Source organism: Nocardiopsis sp. NPDC058789 (assembly GCF_042745575.1).
Taxonomy (GTDB): Bacteria; Actinomycetota; Actinomycetes; order Streptosporangiales; family Streptosporangiaceae; genus Nocardiopsis; species Nocardiopsis eucommiae.
The window spans coordinates 284339-308197 of sequence record NZ_JBHYOW010000007.1; the positions used below are offsets into that span (position 1 = coordinate 284339).

Here is a 23859-nt window from a genome sequence, read left to right on the forward strand (position 1 = left end):
TCCCTGATCACACGAGCCGGGAGCCTTGTGGGCCCACGGTTCGGTACACACCCGTTGAGGAACCGCCCTGAGTTTTCAGAGCACGTTTCTATAACTTAATCGGACAGCGGGCTATGGAACAGGCGTGAACCACCCTTGTAGGGGGGTGAGTTCAGTCACGTCTGGGTTCAAAGTGGTTGAAGAGGGTAGTGATCAACCTTTTTCGGCACCGAGCAACGCTGTGGCCAGCGGTTCCGCGGTGAGCCCGATCTGCCAGTTCCTGGCGCCTCGTGTGCTCAGGAACTCACCCACGGAGTCCGGATCCACGGCCTTCGGCGGCGCCCAGGCCAACCTTCTGACGGTGTCGGGCAGCAGAAGGTTCTCGGTCGGCATCACGACGTCCTCCGCGATCCCCGTCACGGTCGCCCGCGCGGCCTCCAGACGGCGCGCGGCCTCGGGCGCGCGGTCGGCCCAGCGGTTCACCGGCGGAGGACCGTCACCGGGGGCGTTGGGGCGCGGGAGCTCCGCCTGCGGCATCTCGCGGGCCCGGTTCACCGCCTTGATCCACGTGGTGAGGTAACGGCGGGCCAGCTTGATCCCGAACTGGCGGATCTTGGTCAGGTCCGTCGTGCCGCGCGGCATCGCCGTCGCGGCCTCCACGATCGCCGCGTCCGGCAGCACCCGACCGGGGGAGATGTCGCGCTCCTGGGCGATGCGGTCGCGCTCGTACCAGATCTCGCGCACGGCGGCCAGGGAACGCTGGTTGCGCACCTTGTGGATGCCGGAGGTGCGCCGCCAGGGGTCGGCCCGCGGCTCCTTGGGCGGGGCGGCCAGCACGGAGTCGAACTCCTCGCGCGCCCACCCCAGCTTGCCGGTCTCCTCCAGCTCGGTCTCCAGGGCGTTCCGCAGCTCGATGAGGATCTCCACGTCCAGAGCCGCGTACCGCAGCCAGTCCTCGGGCAGGGGGCGCTGTGACCAGTCCACCGCCGAGTGCTCCTTGGCCAGGCGCACGTTCAGGAGGCGCTCCACCATGAACCCGAGCCCGACGCGCTGGTAGCCCAGCAACCGTCCGGCCAGCTCGGTGTCGAACAGCCGCTCCGGACGCAGGTTGACCTCCGTCAGGCACGGCAGGTCCTGGTGCGCCGCGTGCAGCACCACCTCGGCGCCGCCCATCGCGGAGTTCAGCTCGCCCAGGTCGGGGCACGCGATCGGATCGATGAGCGCCGACCCGGAGCCCTCACGGCGGAGCTGCACCAGGTACGCGCGCTGCCCGTACCGGTACCCCGACGCGCGTTCGGCGTCCACCGCCACGGGCCCCGAACCCGCGTTCAGGGCGGCTATGACTCCGGCGAGGGAGTCGGCGTCGGAGGTCACCTCGGGCATGCCCTCGCGCGGCTCCCGCAGGAGGGGCGCCCTCTCCGCGTCGTCGTCGGGTTCGCGGGGGTCGGTCTTGGAGTTCAACGCGTTCGCCACACCACTACGGTATGCGCTGTCGCCACCGAACGCAGATACGGGCCGTTTCGGGATCGTCGGGCGATACCGGCCGACCGCGTCCCGCGCCGGGGCCGGGGGCGCGTCCGGTCGCGGTTCAGGGGCGGGGCCGCTGGCGCGTGATGTCGGTGACGTCGAGCGGGGGAAGCCCCGACGCGGACGCCAGCAACGCCAGCCAGGCGTTCACGTGACCGGACAGGTCGTCGGACTCGGGGGTCCACGAGGCGCGCATCTCGACCTCGGTGGTGGCGCCCTCGTGGGCCTTGGTGCCGAACCCCTCGGTGGTGGCCCGGGTGACCGTGCCACTCAGCGTGTGGTGCGCGGCGCCCTGGGCCTCCAGCGCGTCGGTGAGCCAGCTCCAGGCGACCGGGCCCAGCAGGGGGTCGGTCGCGATCTCCGACTCCAGTTCGGAGTTGGCCTGGCAGACCACACGGAAGGGCCCGGGCCAGTCGCGGGTGCCCTCGGGGTCGTACAGGACGATGAGCCGCCCCCAGGCGATCTCCTCGCCCTGGACCGAGACCTCGGCGGACACGGCGGCGGAGTGGGGCGCCAGCCGCTGGGGTGAGGGGATCTCCCGAACGGTGATCTCGGGGCGGATGAGGGGAGAGCGCAGGGCCTCGACCGCTCGCCGGAACGTCTCTTGAGCGTTCTCGGCGCTACCGACATCGGGCATGGTGGAAACGTCAGCCTTCATTAGGTGGTGATCACGCGTCCTGGCGGGGGTAGTCGGGACGTGCCCCGCCGACGGTGTGATGGTGGGCACGGACTCGACCGTGGCACGACCGACCCGCGCCGGGCCGCAGTTCCCCCGGCGTGTCGGTGTTTTGTGATGATCTTGGGACCGCCCGGGCACCCGTCCGCCCCGGTTCGACCCCGCGCGGACGGGATCGATCCTCCCAGGGTGAGCACCGACTCCGGCGATCCGAGTGAGACCACCGGGGCGGGCATGGCACGATTCAAGGGTGACGCTTCAAGAATCTCCCTTCCTACGCGCCTGCCGGCGCCTCCCGGTGTCCCACACTCCGGTGTGGTTCATGCGCCAGGCCGGGCGCTCCCTGCCCGAGTACCGACGGGCCCGCGCCGACGTGCCGATGCTTGAGGCGTGCGCGCGGCCCGACCTGATCACCGAGATCACGATGCAGCCGGTGCGCCGCTACGACGTGGACGCCGCGATCTTCTTCAGCGACATCGTGGTGCCGCTCAAGGCCATCGGGATCGAACTGGACATCAAGCCCGGTGTCGGCCCCGTGGTCGACGAGCCGATCCGCGACGCCAGCGGTATCAAGCGCCTGCGCGAGATCGAACCCGGCGACGTCCCGTACGTCACCGAGGCGGTCGGCCAGCTCGTGGGTGAGCTCGGCGACAAGCCGCTGATCGGTTTCGCGGGTGCCCCGTTCACGCTGGCCTCCTACCTCATCGAGGGCGGGCCGTCGAAGAACCACGAGCACACCAAGGCGCTGATGTACGGCGAGCCCGAGCTGTGGGACGAGCTCATGCGGCGCCTGGCCACCATCTCCCTGGGCTTCCTGCGCACCCAGATCGAGGCGGGGGCCAGCGCGGTCCAGCTCTTCGACTCCTGGGTCGGGGCGCTCAGCGCCGAGGACTACCGCGCCTCGGTGCTGCCCTACACGTCGTGGATCTTCGGTCAGCTCAGCGAGTACGAGGTCCCGCGCATCCACTTCGGTGTGGGCACCGGTGAGCTGCTGAGCCTGCTCAGCGAGGCCGGGGCCGACGTGGTGGGCGTGGACTGGCGGGTGCCCCTGGACAAGGCCGTCCAGCGGGTCCAGCCGGGCACGGCGCTCCAGGGCAACCTGGACCCCGCCACCCTGTTCGCTCCCTGGGAGGTCGTCGCCGACCGGACGCGCGACATCCTCGCGCGGGGCCGCGCCGCCGACGGCCACATCTTCAACCTCGGCCACGGCGTGCTGCCCAGCACCGACCCGACCATGCTCGAACGGCTCACCGCCTTCGTACACGAGGAGACCGCCTCCTAGGCGCCGTCGCCGGGTCCCGCTGCGCGAGGCCGCGTAGCAGCGTGGGGGAGACGGCCGCTCGCATCGGTGGCGGCGGAGCCGCCACCGGCGCGAGCATCCAGAAACCCGGACCAGGTCCCGCACACACGTGCCGAGGGCCGGTCACCGTACGGTGACCGGCCCTCGGCACGTTCGTACGTCCTCGAAGGGTCAGCGCCCGTCCCCGTCGTCCTTGGGGCCGGGGCCGCCCTCCTCGGGGCCGCCCTCCTCGGGGCGGACCGGCTCCGGCTCGCGGGCCGGAGCCTCGTCGTCCCGACTCCCGCCCCCGTTCGCCTCCCCGGCCTCGGGGGCGCCGTCCCGCCGGGCCCGACGGCGTCCGCGCCACACCCACAGCGGCCAGGCGCCGACCGCCGCGAGCACGACGACGAAGGGCAGCAGCCAGCCCGCGAGCACGGCCAGCCCCTGACCCAGGCCCACCAGCGCACGCCAGCCGCGTTCCAGACCGCCCAGGAACCCGACGGAGTCCCGGACGGGTTCCTCCAGGTAGGTCGTCGGCGGCTGGAGGGTCAGGTGCACCGTCGAGTAGGAGGTCTGGCCGTCCAGCACCTTCAGCCGGGCCTGGAGCGCCTCCAGGTCCTCCTGCCGCCGCTGGATCTCGCCCTCCACCCGCAGCAGGTCGTCGACGTCCCGGGCCTCCTCCAGGTAGCCGCGCAGGGTCTCCAGAGCGGTCTCCGAGGACTCGATCCGGCTCTCGACGTCCGCGACCTCCTCGGTGACGTCCTGCACGGACCGATCCAGCATGGAGCGGTCGCCGAGTTCCGCCAGCTCCTCCAGCACGCCCTCGTAGCCGTCCTCGGGGACGCGCAGGGTCAGGACGCCCTCGGGATGGCCGTCCCGGGGCGTGGAGAGACTCTCGGACTCCACGTAGCCGTCGGAGTCGAGGGTCAGCCGCTTGGCCAGCTCGGCGGCCTCGGCCACGTCGTCCACGCGCACCGTCATGTCGGCGGTGTGGACCAGCCGCCGGTCCGCCACCTCCACGTCCGTGCCGGAACCGGCCTCCGTCCCGGCGTCCTCCTCGACCTCCACCGCGCCCTCGGCCGACTCGCGCGCGGCGTCGGCCCGCTGGTCGGGAACGGCCAGGTTCGCGGGGGCCGAGGCGCCGCCGTCGGAGGAGGCCCCGCACGAGGCCAGCAGCAGCACGGCCAGGCCGGAGGCGGCGGTCAGTCCGGCGGCACGTCCCACACGGGACGGTGTCAACGCTGAAGTGTCCATGCCGCTTCGACGCACGCCGCCCGGCCCCCGTTTCCGCCGCACCATAACGGGACCGCAACGGCCGCCTACGGGGACGGCGGATCACTGTGACCCGCGGCATCTGGGAAGCTGGTGACATGCCTGAAGCACCGCATGTCGTCGTGATCGGGGGCGGCGTCTCCGGACTCACCGCCGCGCACCGCCTCAACGGCCGGGGGGTCACCACCACGGTGATCGAGGCCGCCGACGCCCCGGGGGGCAAGCTCCGCGCCTCGCCCGTGGCCGGGGTGCGGGTCGACGCCGGTGCCGAGGCGGTGCTCGCCCGCCGCCCGGAGGCCCTCGACCTCTTCAACGAGCTCGGCCTGGACGACCAGGTGGTGCACCCGGGTCCCGGCAGCGCGGCCATCTACAGCCGTGGCCGCGTCCGTTCCCTGCCCAAGGGACAGCTCATGGGCGTCCCCGGGGACCTGCGGGCCCTGGCCCGCAGCGGCGTCCTCTCCCCGGCCGGAACCCTGCGCGCCGCCCTCGACCTGGTGTGGCCCCGCACCCGGGTGCGCTCGGACGTGCCCGTGGCCGCCTACGTCGGCACCCGCATGGGTCGTCAGGTCGTGGACCGGCTGGTCGAACCCCTCCTGGGGGGCGTCTACGCCGGACGGGCCGACGAGCTCTCCCTGGACTCCACCCTGCCGCAGATCGCGCCGATGGCCCGTCGGGACCGTTCCCTGATGAGTGCCGTGCACGCGAGCCTGAGCGGTCGGGGATCCGCGCCCACCAGGTCCGGGCCGGTCTTCGCCTCCCTGCGCGGGGGCGTCGCCTCGGTCGTGGAGGCCCTCGTGGCGCGACAGGAGGACCTGCGTACCGGCACCCGGGCCCACTCCCTGGAGCGGGGCCCCCGGGGCTGGAGCGTGCGCCTGGACGGCGCGGGCGGGGAGCGGGTCGACTGCGACGCGGTGCTGCTCGCCTGCCCCGCCGCCGAGGCCGCCCGCCTGCTGGCCGACACCGAACCCGAGGCCGCGCGGGAGCTGCGCCGGATCGAGTACGCGAGCATGGCGCTGGTGACCTTCGCCCTGCCCGCCTCCGCCTTCCCCCGGCCGCTCACCGGCACCGGATTCCTCGTCCCGGCGGGGGAGGGGCTGACCATCAAGGCCGCCACGTTCTCCAGCAACAAGTGGCCCTGGCTGGCCCAGGAGCTGGGTAGGGTCAACCCGGGGGAGGACCTGCTGGTCCTGCGCTGCTCCATCGGCCGGTTCGGGGACGGCGGCTCGCTCGACCGCTCCGACGAGGAACTGGCCGAGACCGCCCTGGCCGACCTCGCCCGCGTGACCGGTCTGCGCGGGACCCCGGTGGAGACCCGGGTGACCCGGTGGACCGACGGACTGCCGCAGTACGCGGTCGGCCACGCCGACCGCGTCGAACGGATCCGCTCCGGCGTGCGACGCCACCCCGGCCTGGGGGTGTGCGGCGCCGCCTACGGGGGCGTGGGCATCCCCGCCTGTGTCGCCGACGCCGGACACGAGGCCGCGCGCCTGGCCGACACCCTCACCGACCACAGCCGTACCACCGGCGGCGACCAGAGCGCCGCCGGACCGAACCAGCAAGGAGTCAACCCGTGACGGGGCAGCAGAACGAGGCCGTCGCCCAGGACGGCACCGACCTCAACAAACTCATCCGCTACACCATGTGGTCGGTCTTCCGGGTCGACGGCCTGGAGGGCGTGGACCGCGCCGCGGCCACCGAGGAGCTCCAGGGCCTCCTCGACAAGGCCGACGGGCAGGGCGTCACCACGCGGGGCAGCTATGACGTCCAGGGCTTCCGGGCCGACGCCGACATCATGTTCTGGTGGGTCGCCGACACCCCCGAACAGCTCCAGGGCGTCTACTCCGAGTTCCGGCGCACCCGGGTCGGCCGCGCCAGCACCCCGGTGTGGTCGGTCATGGGCCTGCACCGACCCGCCGAGTTCAACCGCGGCCACGTCCCCGCGTTCCTGGCGGGCGAGGAGCCGCGCGACAACATCTGCGTGTACCCGTTCGTGCGCTCCTACGAGTGGTACCTGCTGCCCGACGACGAGCGCCGCGCCATGCTCGCGGAGCACGGCCGCATGGCGGCCCCGTACCCGGACGTCCGGGCCAACACGGTGTCCTCGTTCGGTCTGAACGACTACGAGTGGCTGCTGGCCTTCGAGGCCGACGAGCTGTACCGGATCGTGGACCTCATGCGCCACCTGCGCGGCGCCAAGGCCCGCCTGCACACCCGTGAGGAGCTGCCCTTCTACACGGGGCGCCGCAAGAGCGTGGCCGAGCTGGTCGACTCCCTGCCGTAACCCGCACACGTGGACGAGGACGGCCCCCGCACCGTCGGGTGCGGGGGCCGTCCTCTGCCGTTCCGGTGTCCGGACGCTACTCGACGCGGGGGGCGACGTGCGGCGCACGGCGGGTGGCGATCACGTAGAAGGGGAGCGAGACGATCGTGAGCAGCACCAGGGCGCTCATGAGGTAGATCAGCGCCTCCCCGGCGGGCAGTCCCAGGCCCCACGCGGCGATGAAGGCCACGCCCGTGGCGAGCATGCCCAGCACCACGTAGATCCGCTTCCCGCGCGGCTTGGGGTACTCCATCCGGCTGACCATCAGCCAGGAGACGAGCAGCACCGCCGCGACCCCGGCCAGCAGCGGCGGGTCCAGCAGCACGATGGTCACCACGGCCATCGCCCCGAACGGGCACGGAAGGCCGGTGAAGTAGTTCGCGTCGGGGGCCTGGCAGGAGAACCGGGCCAGCCGGACGATCACCGCGAGCAGCACGGCGCCGCCAGCCAGGACGGGCAGCACGCCGGTGCCGCCGGCGATGGTGCCCCACACCACGAAGAAGAAGGCCGGGGCGAACCCGAAGCTGATCACGTCGGCGAGGTTGTCCAGCTCCGCGCCCATACCGCTGCCGCCCAGCTTGCGGGCGACCCGGCCGTCGAGCACGTCGAGGGTGGCCGCGACCATCAGGAGGCCCACGGCCGTGGCCATCGCCGACTTCGGCAGCGGACCGGCCGCGCCCAGGGCCAGGTGCGCGGCCTGCGCCGTGGCCAGGGCCCACACCGCGAGGAAGCCGCACAGGGCGTTGCCCAGCGTCAGGTAGTCGGCCACGCCCAGGCGGAGCCGGGGCGCCTCCCGGGAGGGGTCCGAGGCGGCCCGTGCGGCGGGGACGGCCTCAGTCGGCGTCAAGACGGGTTTCTCCGGCGCGGACCTTCTGGCCGACCTCCACCGCCGGGGCGACCCCGGTCGGAAGGTAGACGTCGACGCGTGACCCGAACCGGATGAGGCCGATCCTCTCGCCTTGCTCGACCTTCTGCCCCGCAGCGAGATACGGGACGATACGCCGGACCAACGCGCCGGCGATTTGAACGACCGTGATCTCACCGATCTCGGTTTCAAGGGTCCAGATGACGCGCTCATTACGCTCGCTGTCCTTGTCGAAGGCGGGGCGGAAGCCCCCGGGGCGGTGCTCGACGCCGGTCACGACTCCGGCGAGGGGCGCACGGTTGACGTGCACGTTGAGGGGGTTCATGAACACCGCGACCCGGATCCGCCCGTCGGGCTGGGGGTCGAGGCTCTGTACGACGCCGTCGGCCGCGGACAGCACCCGACCTGTCGCCGGACCCCGCTCGGGGTCACGGAAGAACCAGGTCATCCCCGCCGCCAGGGCGATCACCGGGGCGGCGGCCACGGCCCCGGCCCGGGAACGACGGGCGAGCAGCGCGGCGGCACCCGCGGCGCCGAGCGCCGGGACGAGCCACGGGGCGGAACCCTGGGCCATGCCGAAGCGTGGTCGTGCCGGGTGGCGCGGGGAGGCGGAGGAGGAAGGTGAGTCGTCGGTCATCGAGCGCTTTCGTCGCGGGTCGGTCGGTCGCCCGCACATGGGTTACCGCTGTGAGGGGGGTGAACCCGGCGGTGGCCTGGTTCGCGTGTGCGCGGTCACCGGGTGGGGCCCCGCCGCGCGCGCCCCGCGGTCGACTTCTGGCCGAACGTCGGTGCGCTGGTGAGATTATCGCTGATCCTGGGGGAACGGGGATCGGTCCGGTTACTCGGACGCCCCGTGCGGACGAGAGTTCGACGCCCCGGACCAGGATGCCATGCCGCCTACTCCGAGGGCTCCAGGTCGAGGGCAACGGAGTTGATGCAGTACCGGAGGTCGGTGGGGGTGTCGTACCCCTCCCCGCGGAAGACGTGACCCAGGTGGGAGTGGCAGGTGGCGCATCGCACCTCGGTGCGCACCATCCCCAGCGAGGCGTCCTCGTGCAGGGTGACGGCGTCGGAGTCGGCCGGGTCGAAGAAGCTCGGCCACCCGCAGTGGGAGTCGAATTTCTCGTCGGAGCGGAAGAGTTCGCTCCCGCACCCCCGGCAACGGTAGACGCCGGAGGTCTTCGTGTCCACGTACTCCCCGGTCCAGGGGCGCTCGGTGCCCGCTTGGCGGAGCACGGCGTACTCCTGCTCGTCGAGGCGCTCGCGCCACTCCTGGTCGGTCCGGGGAAGGTCCCTGGGTGCCCCGCCGTTGGTGTCCGGGGCCTGGTCCGCTGCGTCAGCCATGGTGACGACGCTACCCGGAAACGCGCTCCGGTGCCGACAGGGGACACGGTGTGAACGAAACAGTCCCAAACCACACACTCCAGGTAAATCATTCTTAAGAGCCACATACACCTAACTTCACCTTTGGTGACGTTCGGTGTCGGTGGGCTCGGGTACGGGCTCATGAACAGGGGTCAGTGATCGAGGGCACTGAGGCAGGTGGCATGGCTGTTGCGGCTCAACGGGCACTCGGAGTGAACAGGCGACCTCTGCGCGTCGGCCGGATCCGGTACGGACTGTGGTGGCTGGACCAGGCCACCGCGGGCCCCCGGTCGCGGATGCGGGTCGTCGGGGACGGCGCCGCCACCGTCGGCCGGGAGTTGCGCTGGGCCGCCGAGCTCAGCCTGCGTTCGACCGTCGCCGGGATGGAGTACGCGCGTCCGGAGCCCTGGGGGGACCGCAAACTGTTCGGGTTGGTGACGGCGATCGCCGTCGGCGCCCTGGTGGTGGCGGTCGTGCTGGGGATGGGCATGGCGCAGTGGGCGATGACGTCGTCCAGCGCCATGGTCTTCGCGGCGGCCGGGGCCGTGGCGGTGGGACTCACCCTCCTGCCGCTGTCGTACCTGGTCTTCGTGTCCCGGCCCGGACGGGTCCGGAGCGAGGAGTCGGAGGGGCCGATCCGGGGGGAGACGCCCGACGCGGGCCCGAACGCGGCGGATCCGGAGGAGGACCTCCTCAGCACGATTCCGCGCGCGAGGGTTCCCCACACGGAGAGATCGGGTGCGGGCGTCACGAGGTAGCGACGAACGGCGGGCGTGACCGGTCCCGCCATGAGGGTGGGAGGGGTGCCCCGCGCGGGGCACCCCTCCCGTCGCCGTGCGGCGGGCACGGGGACCGGGGGAGCGGTGCGCCGGGTCGGGGTCGGGGTTCCGAGGCGGGGTTCAGGCGTCGAAGTCGTACTGCAGCACGTACGCCGAACCGTCCATGGTGATCTCGTTGAACTCCACGGGCCGGTGGTCGGCGGTCAGCGCCGTGCGGGCCACCTCCAGCACGGGGGTGCCCGCGGCCAGGGTCAGTTCCTCCGTCTCCTCGGGAGTGGGCATGCGCACCCGGATCTCCTCGGTGAAGTGGGCGGGGGCGTGCCCGAGCTCCGCGAGGCGCGCGTAGATCCCCCCGGGGCCGCTGTCGTGGGCCCGCACCCGTTGCGCGGCGGGGGTCTCCTCCCGCCCCGACCACAGGTGCGGCGACAGGTGCGAGACGGCGCTCTGCACCGCTCTTCCGTCCACGAGGTAGCGCCGGGAGCGGCGCACCACCGTGGCCCCCTCCTCCAGCTCCAGGGCCCGCAGGACGTGGTCGTCGGGGACGAGTTCGTCGACGACGAGCCCCGCCACCTCGTACCCGCGCGTGTCGCTGTCGGTCCGCCAGATGGCCCGTCCGGCACCCCACAGGTCCTTGGACAGGCGTCGGGCGCCGTGTCTTCTCAGGGGCCGGAAGGCGCGCACGTAGATGCCCGACCCCCGCACGGCCACGGCCAGGCCCTCGTTGATGAGTACGGACAGGGCCTGCCGGGCGGTCGCCCGGGCGACGCCGTGCCGCTCCATGAGGACGTTCTCACCGGGGAGGCGGTCGCCGTCGGCGTACCGTCCGGAGCGGATCCGTCCTCGTAGTTCCTCGGCTATCTCCCGGTACACCGGAGGGGACCCGTTCTCGGACGTCGGCACCACGTTCATCCTCTCGCCCAGGGGGCGCGCCGGTGAGCCCCGCCGGCGCGGTGTGTTCGTTCGCAGCGCTTCCCGTGGGAGGCACACAACGGGTATGTCCGGTTGCGGGATGGTTCATGCGTCATTGTGGGGCGACCGAAACCGACCGGTTATGGGGAGGACTTGCGGAAGTCCCTATTCCCTGAGGTAACGCGTGAACAGGTGGCCGTCCGCCTCCAGCAGACGCGCCATGCGCAGCGGGGTGGTCCCGGCCGAGGTGTGCTCCGGGGCGCCCGGCGTCCCCGGGCCGCCGGTGACGATCCGGGGTGACCCCGCGCCCAGCAGGTGCGGGCTCACCGTCAGGCAGAGCTCGTCCAGCAGGCCCGCCGCCACGAACTCCGCGAGCAGGTGCGGGCCGCCCTCGGTCAGCACCCGGTACAGGCCGCGTTCGGCGAGGGCGTTCACGATGTGCTCGGGGCCCACCGAGACACCGTCGACCACCACGAGGTCGGCGTGCTCGGCCACGAACTCCCGGAGCTCGGCGGGCGCGCCCGCGACCGTGAACACGATCGTGCGGGCGTCCCCGGGGGCCGTGGTGAGCAGCTCGGCGTCCAGTTCGAGGGAGCGCGACACCACCGCGACACGCGGTGTGGCGGGGCGGCCCTCACGCAGGCGCGCCCACACCTCGCGGGGACGCACCGGCCGGTAGCCCTCCTTGCGGGCGGTGGCGGCGCCGACCAGGACGACGTCGCACAGGCCCCGCAGCACCCCCATGACCCGGCGGTCGGGGTCCGAGGACAGGTCGCGGCTGCGCCCCGAGGGGCCGATCGCGCCGCCGTCGGCGCTGGACACCATGTTGGCGCGCACCCAGGGCCGGTCCAGGGCCAGCGGGTAGGCGTAGGCCTCGGCGAGGTCCACGTCGGTCCGGCCGGGGACGGGCAGGAGTTCGCGGAAGCGGGCGGGCTCCGGGCTCCGGCCCGCGCTGTGAGTGTTCGACATGGTCACCCAGGTTAGGGGTGCGGCACGCGCGGACGGCGTAGGGGCCGGGTCCCGTCAAGGGTCCCGGCCCCCGGGCGGCCGCTCCCCGGGCCCCTCCAGCCCCCGGGGAGTCGTACCGCGCGGCGCCACCGGTCAGTCGTGGCGGTGCGAGACGCGCCGCAGCAGGATCAGGGCGCGGTCGATCACCCGGAGGGGTCCGCCCGCCGTGACGAACGGCCGCCCCTCCACGTCCGGCTCGGCGGTGTCCAGCACGGTCTCCCAGGCCATGCCGTACTCGGTGCCGGGAAGCTTGAACTCCACCGCCTCCGGGCCGCTGTTGAGCAGCAGCACGAAGGAGCTGTCACGGATGCGGCGCCCGCGCGCGTCGGGTTCGGTGATGGCGTCCCCGTTGAGGAACACCCCCAGCGCCCGCTCGCCCGTCCTCCAGTCGTCCCCCTCCATGGTCGACCCGTCCGGGCGCAGCCACGAGATGTCCGGCAGACCGTTCGACCCCGCCTTCGTTCCCTCCACCGGGCTGCCCTGGAAGAACCGGCGACGCCGGAAGACGGGGTGCTCGCGCCGCAGCCGTGCCAGGTCGCGCACGTAGGCGAGCAGGTCGTTGCCGGGGTACTCACCGGTGAGTCCCGCGCCCTCCCAGTCGATCCACGCGATCTCGTTGTCCTGGCAGTAGGCGTTGTTGTTGCCACCCTGGGTGCGTCCGATCTCGTCCCCGTGCGAGAGCATCACCACCCCCTGTGACAGGTACAGGGTGGTGAGGTGGTTGCGGACCTGTCTGCGGCGCAGGGCCAGGATCGCCGGGTCCTCGGTGGCCCCCTCCACCCCGTGGTTCCAGGAGCGGTTGTCGTCGGTGCCGTCCCGGTTGTTCTCGCCGTTGGCCTCGTTGTGCTTGTCGTTGTAGGAGACCAGGTCGGCCAGGGTGAAACCGTCGTGGCAGGTGATGAAGTTGATCGAGGCCACCGGACGGCGCCCGTCGTCCTGGTACAGGTCGCTGGACCCGGCCAGTCGCGAGGCCAGCTCTCCCTTGACCGGTTCACCGCGCCAGAAGTCGCGCACGGTGTCGCGGTACTTGCCGTTCCACTCCGTCCACAGCGGCGGGAAGTTGCCCACCTGGTAGCCGCCCGGACCCACGTCCCAGGGTTCGGCGATCAGTTTGACCTGGGAGATCACCGGGTCCTGCTGGACGATGTCGAAGAACGTGCTCAGCCGGTCCACGTCGTGGAACTCGCGGGCCAGCGCCGAGGCCAGGTCGAAGCGGAACCCGTCCACGTGCATCTCCAGGACCCAGTACCGCAGCGAGTCCATGATGAGTTGCAGGGAGTGCGGGTGGCGCACGTTCAGGCTGTTCCCGCAGCCCGTGTAGTCGAGGTAGTAACGCTGGTCCTCGTCGCTGACCCGGTAGTAGCCCAGGTTGTCGATGCCCCGCCAGGACAGGGTGGGGCCCATGTGGTCGCCCTCGGCGGTGTGGTTGTAGACCACGTCGAGCAGCACCTCGATGCCCGCCTCGTGCAGCGACTTCACCATCGCCTTGAACTCCTGCACCTGCTGTCCGCGCGAACCGCGCGCGGCGTACCCGCTGTGCGGGGCCAGGAAGGCCAGGGTGTTGTAGCCCCAGTAGTTGGTCAGCCCCCGGGCCACCATCGCGTGCTCGGGCACGAAGTGGTGCACGGGCATCAGTTCGACGGCGGTCACCCCCAGGGAGGTGAGGTAGTCGATGACCTCGGGGTGGGCCAGCCCCGAGTAGGTGCCCCGCTGGTGTTCGGGGATGGCCGGGTGGCGCATGGTCAGCCCGCGTACGTGCGCCTCGTAGATCACCGTCTGGTGGTACGGGGTGTTGGGTCGTGTCTCGTTGCCCCAGTCGAAGAACGGACTGACCACCACGCACTTGGGCACGTATCTCGCGCTGTCGGCCGTGTTCCTGCGGTCGGGGTCGGCGAAGTGGTAGCTGAAGAGCGATTCGTGCCAGGTGAGGTCTCCGTTGAGCGCCTTCGCGTAGGGGTCGGTGAGCAGTTTGTTCGGATTGCAGCGCAACCCCTGGTCGGGTGCGTACGGGCCGTGGACGCGGTACCCGTACTGCTGTCCCGGCCCGACACCGGGCAGGTACCCGTGCCAGACGAAACCGTCGTACTCGGTCAGGGGTACGCGTGTCTCCTCTCCGTCGTCGTCGAACAGGCACAGGTCCACCTGTTCGGCTGCCTCGGAGAAGAGGGAGAAATTGGTGCCGGAACCGTCGTAGGTCGCACCGAGCGGATAGGAACTACCTGGCCAGACTTCCACCATAGGCGTCGTCAGTCTCTAGGTTTCGGGGCCCGTAAGGGCGTTTTTGATGGTGACGACTTCTTTCTTCCGCTTCGGCCGCGGAAGTATGCCGAACTGGGCCGATGTTCGTTCTCGGCTGCCCGTTCTGCACTTTCTGCGGCTTATGCGCGGGGGTGGAAAGGGAGGGGGAAAGGCGTTGCGGAGGGTGCTCCAGAGCATTCCCGGTGCCGACCCCAGGGTCGGCACCGGGTCACGGCGGGTCGGACGCGAGTCCGGCGGCCGGATCAGCGCCGGGGGCGGGCCCGGTCCAGGATCAGCTCCGTGTCCACGCCCCTGGGCAGCGTCCCGAACACGTGGCCCCACTCGCCGCCCAGCCGGGACGTGGTGAACGCCTCGGCCACCGGGGTGGGCGCGTAGCGCAGCAGCACCGACGCCTGGAGGGCCAGGGCCATCAGTTCCACCACCGCCCGGGCCCGGTACTGGGCCTCCTCCGGATCGCCCAGGACCTGGCCCAGCCGCTTGAGGGCGGCGTCGTAGTGGTCGTCGGAACCGGCCGCCGTCTCGAGTTCCGCGAGGAAGGCCTCCACCGACTCCGGAGCCTTCGCCATGGCACGCAGCACGTCCAGGGCGGCCACGTTGCCCGACCCCTCCCAGATGGAGTTGAGCGGTGAGTCCCGGAAGAGACGGGGCATGCCCGACTCCTCCACGTACCCGTTGCCGCCCAGGCACTCCAGGGCCTCGGCCGCGTGCACCGGCTGGCGCTTGGTCACCCAGAACTTGCCCACGGCCACGCCCAGGCGGCGGAAGGCGGCCTCGCCCTCGTCACCCCGCACCGCGCGGTCCACCGACCCGGCCAGCCGTGTCATGAGCGCCGTGGCCGCCTCGGACTCCAGCGCGAGGTCGGCCAGGACGTTGCGCATGAGCGGCTGGTCCACCAGCGGAGTACCGAAGACGCTCCGGGTCTCGGCGTGGTGCAGGGCCTGCACCACCGCCGCGCGCATCCCCGAGGCGGAACCGATCACGCAGTCCAACCGGGTGCTGTTGACCATCTCGATGATGGTGGGCACGCCCCGGCCCGGCTGCCCGACCGGGTACGCCACGGCGCCGTCGTACTCCAGCTCGGCGGAGGCGTTGGACCTGTTGCCGAGCTTGTCCTTGAGCCGCTGGACGAACATCCGGTTCCGGGCGCCGTCGGGCAGCACACGCGGTACCAGGAAGCAGGTCAGCCCCTCGGGGGCCTGCGCCAGGGTGAGGAACACGTCGCTCATGGGGGCGGAGGTGAACCACTTGTGGCCGGTGAGCAGGTGGTGGCCCTCGCGGGTGGGCACGGCGCGGGTGGTGTTGGCGCGGACGTCCGAGCCGCCCTGCTTCTCGGTCATCGACATGCCCGCGAGGAGCCCGCGCTTGGTCAGCGGCGCCCGCAGCCCGAAGTCGTAGGTGCGGGCGGTGAGCAGGGGTTCGTACTCCGCCGCCAGTTCGGGGGAGTGGCGCAGCGCCGGGACGGCCGCGTAGGTCATGGAGATCGGACAGCCGTGGCCGCTCTCCGCCTGCGACCACAGGAAGAACTTGGCGGCGCGGGCCACGTGGGCGCCCTCGCGCGTGTCCGTCCAGGGCGCGGCGTGCAGGCCGTGCTCCACGGCCTGGTCCATGAGCACGTGGTAGGCGGGCTGGTAGTCGACCTCGTCCACACGGTGGCCGTAGCGGTCGTGGGTGCGCAGGACCGGAGGGTAGGCGTTGGCGGACTCGCCCCACGCGCGCACCCGCTCGGAGCCCGCCGCGTCGCCGATCTCGCGCACGTCCGCCTCGGCCCAGCCCGCGCCCTCGCGGCGCAGGCCCTCAAGGAGGGCGGGGTCGTCGGCGGCGCTGTAGTCACCGAGCGGAGTGGCCTGGTTGAACACTTCGTGTGTGTCGGGCATTCCGGCTCCGATCCGGGTTCGGGGGTGGACGGGTGCGGGAATCCTATCCCCGCCCGGAACACCCGACCGAACCCGGTTCGGTCGCGCACCCGCCTCCGCCTTGACCGGGCCCGTTCAGGGCCACAGGAGCCCCCGCTCCCACGGCGCGGACACGTCCGCGCGCCGGTACCGCAGGCGGGTGTGGCGCCGGTCCGGGTCCGCCTGCCAGAACTCGACCTCCGTGGGCGTGAGCCGGTACAGACCCCAGTCGTCCGGCACCAGGCCGGGGTCGGCCTCCAGCCGGACGCGGCTCTCCTCGGCGGTCGCGTGGACGGTCTCCAGGCTGTCCAGGGGCTGGCTCTGGCGGCCGTGCAGTCCCGCCACACGGCCCTCCAACGGGCGGGCGGTGAAGTCGGCGGCGCGCTCCTCTGCTCCGGCCAGGTGCACGGGACCGCGCAGCCGCACCTGGCGGCCCTGGAGCCCCCAGAAGAAGAGGAGCGCGGCCCGGGGGTTGTCGGCGAGCTCCCGGCCCTTGGTCGAGGTCGTGGTGGTCGCGAACGACCATCCCTCGTCGGTGAGGTCCCTGAGGATGAGCACCCGCGCGGACGGAGCGCCGTCGGCGCCGGCCGTCGCCAGGGTCATCGCGTGCGGCTCGGGCACCCCGGCCTCGATCGCCTCGCCCAGCCACGCCACGAACAGGTCCACCGGGTCGTCCGGGGCCGCGGAGGGGTCGAAGCTCGCCAGCGGGCCCGCGAACACCCGCAGACCGCGCAGGAGATCCCGGATTCCGTCCCGTCCCGCCATCGCACACCCCGTCCACCCGGTCCGCTCGGAGTCCAGCACTCCGAACCTACCCAACCCCGGCCGCCCGGGGCCGCGAAACGTCGTCACCGCCCACCAGGATGGAACCGGCACCCGCTCACCCCCTCGAACCCCCTGGAGACCCCGTGGGCCACGACACCACCCGGCTCGACCCGAGCGTCCTGCTCACCGACATGCGGGCCGACCCCTACTTCCCGGACCACCTCGTCGAACGGTGCCGGGAGGTGCTGGTGTCCCTGTGCGAACGCATCGAGGCCCGCGGTCCCGCCGACCTCACCGCGCTCTACGCCCTCACCCACGCCGCCACCGAGGAGGTCAACGCCCTGGAGGAGGAGTTCGAGGCGGCCGGAAGCGAGATCGAGACCGTGGCCCGTGACGACATCGGGGGTTCCTTCTGGCTGGTCGCCACCGCCTACGGCTTCACCGACGCCGACCCCGAGGAGCTCATCGCCACGCGGGACTGGTGACCGCCGGATCCCCGTGGCGGCGTGGCCGCTCCGGACGCGGTCGGTCACCGACGGCCCTGTCGGCGGTCGTACCGGTGTGCGTCCGCGCTGATCCCCCTGGTCGGCGTGTCCACGGCTCTCCCGAACGCGGTGGCACCGGGCGGCCCGCCGGTCGGGCACCCCGCCCGGTTTCGTACCGAACGTCCTCGGTACGATGCGCTGGTCGTGGCGGTCAGGACCCGCCACGGGGGGACGGGACGGCGGGGCGTGCGCGCCAGGAACGCCGCGAGGGGGAGCATGACGGACTCGGGACAGACGGCACACTCCGGATGGCTCTGGGGGCTGCTGGGCAGCGTGGTCCTCACCCACACCGCGCTCAACCTCGTCCGACCCCTCATCTCCTACCGCACGATCGCCGTGGGCGGGGACGCCGTCGAGGTCGGGCTGGTGACCGCCGCCTACGCCCTGCTCCCGCTGGTCATCGCGGTGTCCCTCGGCCGCTTCACCGACCGCGCGGGCCGCATCGCCTGGCTCGCGGGACTGGGCTCGGTGGTCCTGGCCGTCGGCAGCCTCCTCCTGGCCGGTTCCGGGGGCCTGCTCGGACTGGCCCTGTCCAGCACGGTCGTGGGCGTGGGTCACCTGCTGTGCATGGTCTCCGCCCAGGCCCTCATCGCCCGCTACTCGCGCCCCGAGCACCTGGACCGCGACTTCGGCTGGTTCACCGCCGCGGCCTCCCTGGGCCAGCTCGTCGGTCCGCTGATCTCCGGCGTCATCCTCTCCGACTCCTCCGGTCCGGAGCTGATCTCCGCCACCTCCACCGCGCTGCTGGTGGCCGGGGCCGTCGCCGCCCTGGGGTTCCTTCCGCTGATCCCGCTGGCGCGGCTGAGCCCGCTGCGGCGCACCGACGAGCAGAGGGCCGCGCCCCCGGTCCCCACACGGGACCTCCTGCGCCGCCGCCGGATGCCCTCGGCCCTGCTCACGAGCCTCGCGCTGCTCACCGCCGTCGACATCCTCACCGCCTACCTGCCGCTCATCGCCGAGAGCCGGGGGCTGTCCCCGATGCTCGTCGGGGTCCTGCTGAGCCTGCGCGCCGGTGCCTCCCTGCTCTCCCGGCTGACCCTGCCGTGGATGCGGCGCCGCTGGTCGCGCAGGGCGCTGGTCATCACCAGCACCTCGGTGGCGGCTGTCGCGCTGACCCTGGTGGCGCTGCCTCTGGGCGGATTCGCCGTCCTGGCGGGGGTGCTCGTCGTGGGCGGGTTCCTGCTCGGCCTCGGGCAGCCCCTGACGATGGCCCAGGTCACCACCCTGGCCCCGGAGGGGGCCCGTGGCGCGGCCCTGGCCCTGCGTATCTGGGGCAACCGGCTGGGCCAGGTGGCCGTGCCCGCGGCGGCCGCGGGGGTCGCGGGCGCGGTGGGCGCCCCGGGCGCGCTGCTGTTCTCCGCCGCGATCCTGCTCACCGCGGCGGTCGCCGCCGTCTGACCCGCTCCCGGACGCGCCGCCGACTCGTCCCGGACGCGCCGGGGTCGGGCGGCCCTCCGGGCCGCCCGACCCTCACACCGACGCCGTCCGCACCCTCACGCCAGGGCGTGCCGGGCCGCGACCGCGGCGTCGTAGCGCTCCAGCACCACACGCGCGAGCTCGGGCACGTCCCCGAGGACGTCCGCGACCACCGCGGCCCCCGCCGCCGTCGACTGCGCGCGGACCCGGTCGGAGAAGAACCCGGGCGCCAACAGGTAGCCGCTGACCGCCACCCGGCGGTGCCCGCGCTCCAGGAGCTCCCGCACCGCGTTGCCCGGGCTCGGCTCGGCCGCCGAGGCGTACGCCGCCACGACCTCCGTCCACGGGCCCCGTCCGGCCAGCTCGCGGGCCATCGCCCCGATCACCTCGTTGGCCCCCGCGTCACTCGACCCGGCGGAGGCGAGGACCAGCGCCGTCCCGGGCTCGGCGTACGCACCGGCCTCCGCCAGGCGCCGCTCCACCGCCTCCAGCAGCAGCGGATGCGGACCCAACGTCTCGGAGTAGTGGATCCGCAGCCACGGGCCGCGCTCACGGGCCCGATCGAGGACCGACGGCAGGTCCACCTTGCTGTGGAACGCGGCCGTCAGCAGCGCGGGCAGGACCACGACCTCACCGGCGCCGCCGGAGGCGAGGCCGTCCAGTGTCTCCTCGACCCCGGGTTCCACGTGGTCGAGGAAGGCCAGGCGCACGTCCAGCCCCGGCCTCAGGGCGCGGACCCGGTCGAAGACGGCGGAGACCGCCGCCGCCGACCTCGGGTCCCGGCTCCCGTGCGCCACCGCCAGCAGCGGGATCGGGGCGCGCGGCCCCGCATCCCCGTCAGCGCTCATACGTGGATCCCGCACTCGGTCTTGCCGGTTCCGGCCCAACGCCCGCTCCGGGGGTCCTCACCCGGCTCCACACGGCGGGTGCACGGCTCGCAGCCGATCGAGGGGTACCCGTCGTACTGGAGCGGGTTCACCATCACCCCGTTCTCGGACATGTAGGCGTCCACCTCCTCCTGGGTCCACCGGGCGATCGGATTGACCTTGGTCATCCGTCGACGCCGGTCCCACTGCACCACCGGGGTGTCCCGGCGGGTGACCGAGTCCTCACGGCGCAGCCCCGTCAGCCACGCCGAGTACGGCTCCAACGCCCGCTGGAGGGGTTCCACCTTGCGCAGGTGGCAGCAGATGCCGGGGTCACGACCGTGCAGCCGGGGGCCCAGGACCAGGTCCTGCTCGGCCACGGTCCGGGACGGTTCCACGTTGATCAGGGTGATGTCGTAGACGGAGGCCACGGCGTCACGGGTGCCGATGGTCTCGGGGAAGTGGTAACCCGTGTCGAGGAAGATCACGTCGATCCCGGGAGCGGCCCTGGACGCGAGGTCCACCATGAGCGCGTCCGCCATGGAGGAGGTCATGCAGAGTTCGGAGCCGAAGGTCTCGGCGGCCCAGGCGATGATCTCCGGGGCCGAGGCCTCCTCCAGCTCACGCGCGGCACGCGCGGCCAGCTCCGGTCCGCCCGTCGTGGCGATGGTGGCGTTCATTCGTTGCCTTCCGTCGGTCTGGAGGGGGCCCCGCCCGCGGAGAACGAGGCGGAGCGCAGGCCCACGTACTTGACCCGGAACACCCGGGCGCAGGACAGGCAGGCCCAGGGGTAGCCCTCACCCCTGACGGCGGCGCCCTCCTCGGGCATCAGGTCCTCGTCGCCGCAGTAGGGGCAGTAGTAAGGCGCGGCCCTTTCGGACACGGCACACCTCTTCCTTCCAGTGGACCCGGCCCGGGGCAGGGGGCCGGGCGGGCCCGGGCGAGCACCGCCCGGACCCGGGGTCAGGTCGTCACTTCAGGTCCGCGTCGTCGGCGCGGCCCGCCCAGGCGGCGAAGTTCTCGCCGTCCCCGCGCTGCTCCCGGAAACGCCGGAGCACCCGCTCGACGTAGTCGGGGAGGTCGTCGGCGGTGGTCTTCAGCCCGCGGATCTTCTTGCCGAAGGCCTGGGTCAGTCCCATGCCGCCGCCCAGGTGGATCTGGTAGCCCTCCACCTGCTCGCCCCGGTCGTTCATGACCAGCTGGCCCTTGAGACCGATGTCGGCGACCTGGATGCGCGCGCAGGAGTTCGGGCAGCCGTTGACGTTGATGGTCACCGGCTCCTCGAAGTCCGGGAGCCGCTTCTCCAGTTCGTCGATGAGGGTCGCGGCGCGGTCCTTGGTCTCCACGATCGCCAGCTTGCAGAACTCGATGCCGGTGCAGGCCATGGTCTGGCGGCGGAACACGCTCGGGTTGACCTGGAAGCCCTCGGACTCCAACGCGGCCGTGATCGACGGGACCCGCTCCTCCTCGATGTCGAGGATGACCAGCTTCTGGTCGGCGGTGGTGCGGACGCGGTCCGACCCGTGCTCCTCCGCGATCTCCGCGACCCGCAGCAGCGAGGTGCCCGAGACCCGGCCCACCTTGGGCGCGAAGCCCACGTAGAACCGGCCGTCACGCTGGCGGTGCACGCCCACGTGGTCGCGGCGCACCCCCGGGTCTAGCTCGGGCTCCGGGCCGTCGGGGAGCGCGTAGCCGAGGTACTCCTGCTCCAGGACCTCGCGGAACCTCTCCGCGCCCCACTCCTTGATGAGGAACTTGATCCGGGCGCGGGTGCGCAGGCGGCGGAAGCCGTAGTCGCGGAAGATCGCGCAGACCCCGGCCCACACCTCGCTCACCTGGTCCGGTCGCACGAAGGTGCCGAGCCGCTGGGCGAACATCGGGTTGGTGGACAGCCCGCCGCCGACGAACAGGTCGTACCCGGCCTCGCCCGACACGTCGCGCACGCCCACGAAGGCCACGTCGTTGATCTCGTGGTTCACGCAGTGCACGGTGCACCCGGACAGCGACGACTTGAACTTGCGGGGGAGGTTCGAGTAGAGCGGGCTCCCGATGTGCTCGGCGTAGATCTGCTCGATCTGCTCGGTGGGATCCAGGACCTCGTCCTCGGCCACCCCGGCCAGGGGGCAGCCCAGGATCACGCGCGGGGTGTCCCCGCAGGCCTCCGTGGTGGACAGCCCCACCGACTCCAGCTTCTCCCAGATCGCGGGGACGTCCTCGACCCGGATCCAGTGGTACTGGACGTTCTGCCGGTCGGTGATGTCGGCGGTGTCGCGTCCGTAGTCACGGGAGATCTCCGCGACCGCCCGCAGCTGGGCCGCCGACAGCTGGCCGCCGTCGATGCGCACCCGCAGCATGAAGAAGCGGTCGTCGAGTTCCTCGGGCTCCAGCACGGCGGTCTTGCCGCCGTCGATGCCGGGGGCGCGCTGGGTGTAGAGGCCGAACCAGCGGAAGCGCCCGCGCAGGTCGGCGGGGTCGATCGAGTCGAACCCGCCCTTCGCGTAGACGTTGATGATCCGATCGCGGACGTTGAGCCCGTCGTCGTTCTTCTTGTTCTCCTCGTTCTTGTTCAGCGGTTCGCGGTAGCCGAGGGCCCACTGGCCCTCACCACGGCGGCGCTTGGGTGGGGCTGACGTGGGTGCCTTGCCGGGCTGCGCGGAAGAGGGAGGCATCGCGGGTGTCTCCGTTGGGGTCGCGGGGTGCTCACGGTCCCGGCGCCCGCACCACTGGCCCGTGGACACCGCACGTCGTCGTGGACGGTGTCACGGGTGAAGTCCGTGTGGGAGTTCGAGGAAGAGGAGGAGCGCCGGGGCCGCGCGCACCCCTGAGGGTGCGTCAAAAGGCGGCGAGAGTTATCCGACGCTGCAACAGATGGCGCTGCTGACCCGAAGGAAGTCCACGTGGCGGCGCACGCGGAGCATGGGGTCGAGGACAGCGTTCATGTTTCGAGAATGACACGGGCGTCCGGCGCTTGTCCAGGTGTGCCCCAGGAGCCCGAATGTGAGTCACGTCATGCCCGCGTGGTGCCGACCGCTCCGAGGAGCGCTAACGTTCTCCCTGTGGTGGGATTCTGGGAGGGCCTGTGGCGCATGGCCGACGCCTGGCTGCGACGCCATCCCGTCTTCCACAGCGGCACGCTGCTCGTGCTGCGCACCATCCGTGCCCTCTCCCGTGACCGGGTGGTCGGCCTGGCCGCCGAGTCGGCCTTCTTCGCCCTGATCTCCCTCCCCGCGCTGCTGCTCTGCCTCCTGGGCGCCCTGGGTCCGCTGGCCATGGTGTTCGGGGAGGACCTCGTGGTGGAGATCCGCGAGTGGATGCTGGACCTGGCGGCGCGCATCCTCACCCCCGCCACCGTCGAGAGCGTGGTGGAGCCGCTGGTCGACGACTTCCTCGGTGGCGTTCCGGGCGGGGTCCTCTCGGTGACCTTCGTGGTGTCCCTGTGGTCGGGTTCGCGGGCGATGAACGTCTTCATCCGCTCCATCACCATCTCCTACGGTCTGGACGAGCTGCGCGGCTGGCTGTGGCAGCGGGTGCTCGCCTTCTTCGCCTACCTGGGCGGGCTGCTGTTCGCGGTCCTGGTGCTGCCGGTGATGGTGGCCGGGCCCGACATCGTCCACGAGCTCCTGCCGCTCACCGTGGGCCGCCTCAACCTGTTCTACTGGCCGCTCGTGGGTCTGCTCGTCACCGCCGCGGTGACGCTGCTCTACGCGCTGAGCGTGCCCGTGCGCACGCCGCTCTGGCGGCACCTGCCCGGGGCGCTCCTGGCCACCCTCGTGCTCCTGGCCGGGTCGGCGGGCCTGCGCGCCTACCTGGACGCCTCCTTCGGGCAGGTGAGCATCTACGGTTCGCTGTCCGCTCCCATCGCGATCCTGGCGTGGCTGTACGTCATGGCGATCGCCGTCCTGGTCGGGTCCTCGCTCAATTCCGAGATCGACGCCCTGTGGCCCACGGTGCGCACCGCCGCCGCCCGAGCGGAGCTCGCCAACCGTCACTTCGAGAGGGCCGACCGGCTCGCCCAGCGGCGCGAGCAGGCGGTCATCGACACCCTCAACGGTCGCTGACCACAAGCGGCCAGCATGACCGTCCAGCCGGGATCCTCGGTATTTTCGTACCGCGTCCAGCGGGAGGCCGCGAACCCGC

Annotated in this window: 22 protein-coding genes and 1 pseudogene; 7 read left to right on the plus strand and 16 right to left on the minus strand. The window is 72.2% G+C overall.

The window, feature by feature from the left end:
* Positions 1-192 precede the first annotated feature (192 nt).
* The gene (locus tag ACFW3L_RS12740) at positions 193-1440 is read right to left on the minus strand and encodes an HRDC domain-containing protein (protein ID WP_378739778.1); all 1248 of its coding nucleotides are present in this window, start codon (positions 1438-1440) and stop codon (positions 193-195) included.
* A gap of 127 nt (positions 1441-1567) precedes the next feature.
* On the minus strand, positions 1568-2143 hold the full coding sequence (locus tag ACFW3L_RS12745) for a DUF3000 domain-containing protein (RefSeq protein WP_378739564.1): 576 nt from the start codon (positions 2141-2143) through the stop codon (positions 1568-1570).
* A gap of 352 nt (positions 2144-2495) precedes the next feature.
* Between ACFW3L_RS12745 and hemE the strand changes: the two genes are divergently transcribed.
* The gene (gene hemE, locus ACFW3L_RS12750; protein WP_378739780.1) at positions 2496-3464 is read left to right on the plus strand and encodes a uroporphyrinogen decarboxylase; all 969 of its coding nucleotides are present in this window, start codon (positions 2496-2498) and stop codon (positions 3462-3464) included.
* Between the two features lie 189 nt (positions 3465-3653).
* On the opposite strand, the gene ACFW3L_RS12755 is transcribed toward hemE, so the two are convergent.
* A complete protein-coding gene (locus ACFW3L_RS12755; protein WP_378739565.1) occupies positions 3654-4715 on the minus strand; it encodes a DUF4349 domain-containing protein in 1062 nt (353 codons plus the stop codon).
* Positions 4716-4831: 116 nt separating this feature from the next.
* Between ACFW3L_RS12755 and hemG the strand changes: the two genes are divergently transcribed.
* Together hemG and hemQ are read left to right on the plus strand one after the other, a co-directional pair.
* On the plus strand, positions 4832-6307 hold the full coding sequence (gene hemG / locus ACFW3L_RS12760) for a protoporphyrinogen oxidase (RefSeq protein WP_378739567.1): 1476 nt from the start codon (positions 4832-4834) through the stop codon (positions 6305-6307).
* Positions 6304-7014, plus strand: a complete 711-nt coding sequence (gene hemQ / locus ACFW3L_RS12765) for a hydrogen peroxide-dependent heme synthase (RefSeq protein WP_378739569.1) — start codon at positions 6304-6306, stop codon at positions 7012-7014. Before hemG ends, hemQ begins: the two co-directional genes overlap by 4 nt.
* 76 nt (positions 7015-7090) lie before the next feature.
* On the opposite strand, the gene ACFW3L_RS12770 is transcribed toward hemQ, so the two are convergent.
* The 3 genes from ACFW3L_RS12770 to msrB all read right to left on the minus strand — a co-directional run bounded on the left by ACFW3L_RS12770 (position 7091) and on the right by msrB (position 9262).
* On the minus strand, positions 7091-7900 hold the full coding sequence (locus tag ACFW3L_RS12770; protein WP_378739572.1) for a CDP-alcohol phosphatidyltransferase family protein: 810 nt from the start codon (positions 7898-7900) through the stop codon (positions 7091-7093).
* Positions 7887-8555, minus strand: coding sequence for a phosphatidylserine decarboxylase (locus tag ACFW3L_RS12775; protein ID WP_378739574.1), 669 nt, complete (start codon positions 8553-8555; stop codon positions 7887-7889). The genes ACFW3L_RS12770 and ACFW3L_RS12775 overlap by 14 nt, the downstream gene beginning before the upstream one ends.
* 260 nt (positions 8556-8815) lie before the next feature.
* On the minus strand, positions 8816-9262 hold the full coding sequence (gene msrB, locus ACFW3L_RS12780) for a peptide-methionine (R)-S-oxide reductase MsrB (protein ID WP_378739577.1): 447 nt from the start codon (positions 9260-9262) through the stop codon (positions 8816-8818).
* A 203-nt stretch (positions 9263-9465) separates the two neighbouring features.
* Here msrB and ACFW3L_RS12785 point away from each other — a divergent pair.
* Positions 9466-9888, plus strand: a pseudogene (locus ACFW3L_RS12785) (hypothetical protein); the annotation flags it as partial.
* Between the two features lie 294 nt (positions 9889-10182).
* Here ACFW3L_RS12785 and ACFW3L_RS12790 read toward each other — a convergent pair.
* The 5 genes from ACFW3L_RS12790 to ACFW3L_RS12810 form a co-directional block, all read right to left on the minus strand.
* Entirely contained in the window at positions 10183-10971 is a 789-nt protein-coding gene (locus tag ACFW3L_RS12790) for a GntR family transcriptional regulator (protein WP_378739579.1), read from the minus strand.
* Positions 10972-11136: 165 nt separating this feature from the next.
* A complete protein-coding gene (locus ACFW3L_RS12795; RefSeq protein ID WP_378739581.1) occupies positions 11137-11940 on the minus strand; it encodes a pyrimidine reductase family protein in 804 nt (267 codons plus the stop codon).
* A gap of 132 nt (positions 11941-12072) precedes the next feature.
* Positions 12073-14217 carry a glycogen debranching protein GlgX gene (glgX, locus tag ACFW3L_RS12800; RefSeq protein WP_378739583.1) on the minus strand — a complete coding sequence of 715 codons (2145 nt, stop codon included), beginning with the start codon at positions 14215-14217 and terminating at the stop codon, positions 12073-12075.
* Between the two features lie 263 nt (positions 14218-14480).
* Complete coding sequence (locus ACFW3L_RS12805; RefSeq protein WP_378739585.1) at positions 14481-16112, minus strand: acyl-CoA dehydrogenase family protein; 1632 nt, start codon at positions 16110-16112, stop codon at positions 14481-14483.
* A 114-nt stretch (positions 16113-16226) separates the two neighbouring features.
* Positions 16227-16895: a pyridoxal 5'-phosphate synthase gene (locus ACFW3L_RS12810; protein ID WP_378739588.1), complete on the minus strand. Its 669-nt coding sequence runs from the start codon at positions 16893-16895 to the stop codon at positions 16227-16229.
* A 143-nt stretch (positions 16896-17038) separates the two neighbouring features.
* Between ACFW3L_RS12810 and ACFW3L_RS12815 the strand changes: the two genes are divergently transcribed.
* Together ACFW3L_RS12815 and ACFW3L_RS12820 are read left to right on the plus strand one after the other, a co-directional pair.
* Positions 17039-17380 carry a DUF5713 family protein gene (locus tag ACFW3L_RS12815; protein ID WP_378739591.1) on the plus strand — a complete coding sequence of 114 codons (342 nt, stop codon included), beginning with the start codon at positions 17039-17041 and terminating at the stop codon, positions 17378-17380.
* Positions 17381-17656: 276 nt separating this feature from the next.
* Positions 17657-18838: an MFS transporter gene (locus ACFW3L_RS12820; RefSeq protein ID WP_378739595.1), complete on the plus strand. Its 1182-nt coding sequence runs from the start codon at positions 17657-17659 to the stop codon at positions 18836-18838.
* 95 nt (positions 18839-18933) lie between these two features.
* Here ACFW3L_RS12820 and ACFW3L_RS12825 read toward each other — a convergent pair whose 3' ends face one another.
* The 5 genes from ACFW3L_RS12825 to ACFW3L_RS12845 form a co-directional block, all read right to left on the minus strand.
* On the minus strand, positions 18934-19704 hold the full coding sequence (locus ACFW3L_RS12825; RefSeq protein ID WP_378739597.1) for a sirohydrochlorin chelatase: 771 nt from the start codon (positions 19702-19704) through the stop codon (positions 18934-18936).
* Positions 19701-20402, minus strand: coding sequence for a phosphoadenylyl-sulfate reductase (locus ACFW3L_RS12830; protein ID WP_378739599.1), 702 nt, complete (start codon positions 20400-20402; stop codon positions 19701-19703). Before ACFW3L_RS12830 ends, ACFW3L_RS12825 begins: the two co-directional genes overlap by 4 nt.
* Positions 20399-20605: a hypothetical protein gene (locus ACFW3L_RS12835; protein WP_378739601.1), complete on the minus strand. Its 207-nt coding sequence runs from the start codon at positions 20603-20605 to the stop codon at positions 20399-20401. The genes ACFW3L_RS12830 and ACFW3L_RS12835 overlap by 4 nt, the downstream gene beginning before the upstream one ends.
* Positions 20606-20693: 88 nt before the next feature.
* Positions 20694-22391, minus strand: coding sequence for a nitrite/sulfite reductase (locus ACFW3L_RS12840; RefSeq protein WP_378739603.1), 1698 nt, complete (start codon positions 22389-22391; stop codon positions 20694-20696).
* Positions 22392-22571: 180 nt separating this feature from the next.
* Positions 22572-22661: a putative leader peptide gene (locus ACFW3L_RS12845; protein WP_338042027.1), complete on the minus strand. Its 90-nt coding sequence runs from the start codon at positions 22659-22661 to the stop codon at positions 22572-22574.
* Positions 22662-22778: 117 nt separating this feature from the next.
* Between ACFW3L_RS12845 and ACFW3L_RS12850 the strand changes: the two genes are divergently transcribed.
* Positions 22779-23780, plus strand: a complete 1002-nt coding sequence (locus ACFW3L_RS12850; protein ID WP_378739605.1) for a YihY/virulence factor BrkB family protein — start codon at positions 22779-22781, stop codon at positions 23778-23780.
* Positions 23781-23859 lie beyond the last annotated feature (79 nt).

Excerpts from the sequence above, each read along its gene's own strand:
- ACFW3L_RS12745 (WP_378739564.1), bottom strand. The coding sequence starts at position 2,143 with ATGCCCGATGTCGGTAGCGCCGAGAACGCTCAAGAGACGTTCCGGCGA.
- ACFW3L_RS12795 (WP_378739581.1), bottom strand. The coding sequence starts at position 11,940 with ATGTCGAACACTCACAGCGCGGGCCGGAGCCCGGAGCCCGCCCGCTTC.
- ACFW3L_RS12830 (WP_378739599.1), bottom strand. The coding sequence starts at position 20,402 with ATGAACGCCACCATCGCCACGACGGGCGGACCGGAGCTGGCCGCGCGT.
- ACFW3L_RS12755 (WP_378739565.1), bottom strand. The coding sequence starts at position 4,715 with ATGGACACTTCAGCGTTGACACCGTCCCGTGTGGGACGTGCCGCCGGA.
- ACFW3L_RS12805 (WP_378739585.1), bottom strand. The coding sequence starts at position 16,112 with ATGCCCGACACACACGAAGTGTTCAACCAGGCCACTCCGCTCGGTGAC.
- hemG (WP_378739567.1), top strand. The coding sequence starts at position 4,832 with ATGCCTGAAGCACCGCATGTCGTCGTGATCGGGGGCGGCGTCTCCGGA.
- ACFW3L_RS12820 (WP_378739595.1), top strand. The coding sequence starts at position 17,657 with ATGACGGACTCGGGACAGACGGCACACTCCGGATGGCTCTGGGGGCTG.
- ACFW3L_RS12790 (WP_378739579.1), bottom strand. The coding sequence starts at position 10,971 with ATGAACGTGGTGCCGACGTCCGAGAACGGGTCCCCTCCGGTGTACCGG.
- ACFW3L_RS12775 (WP_378739574.1), bottom strand. The coding sequence starts at position 8,555 with ATGACCGACGACTCACCTTCCTCCTCCGCCTCCCCGCGCCACCCGGCA.
- ACFW3L_RS12840 (WP_378739603.1), bottom strand. The coding sequence starts at position 22,391 with ATGCCTCCCTCTTCCGCGCAGCCCGGCAAGGCACCCACGTCAGCCCCA.
- glgX (WP_378739583.1), bottom strand. The coding sequence starts at position 14,217 with ATGGTGGAAGTCTGGCCAGGTAGTTCCTATCCGCTCGGTGCGACCTAC.
- ACFW3L_RS12845 (WP_338042027.1), bottom strand. The coding sequence starts at position 22,661 with ATGAACGCTGTCCTCGACCCCATGCTCCGCGTGCGCCGCCACGTGGAC.
- ACFW3L_RS12825 (WP_378739597.1), bottom strand. The coding sequence starts at position 19,704 with ATGAGCGCTGACGGGGATGCGGGGCCGCGCGCCCCGATCCCGCTGCTG.
- msrB (WP_378739577.1), bottom strand. The coding sequence starts at position 9,262 with ATGGCTGACGCAGCGGACCAGGCCCCGGACACCAACGGCGGGGCACCC.
- ACFW3L_RS12810 (WP_378739588.1), bottom strand. The coding sequence starts at position 16,895 with ATGGCGGGACGGGACGGAATCCGGGATCTCCTGCGCGGTCTGCGGGTG.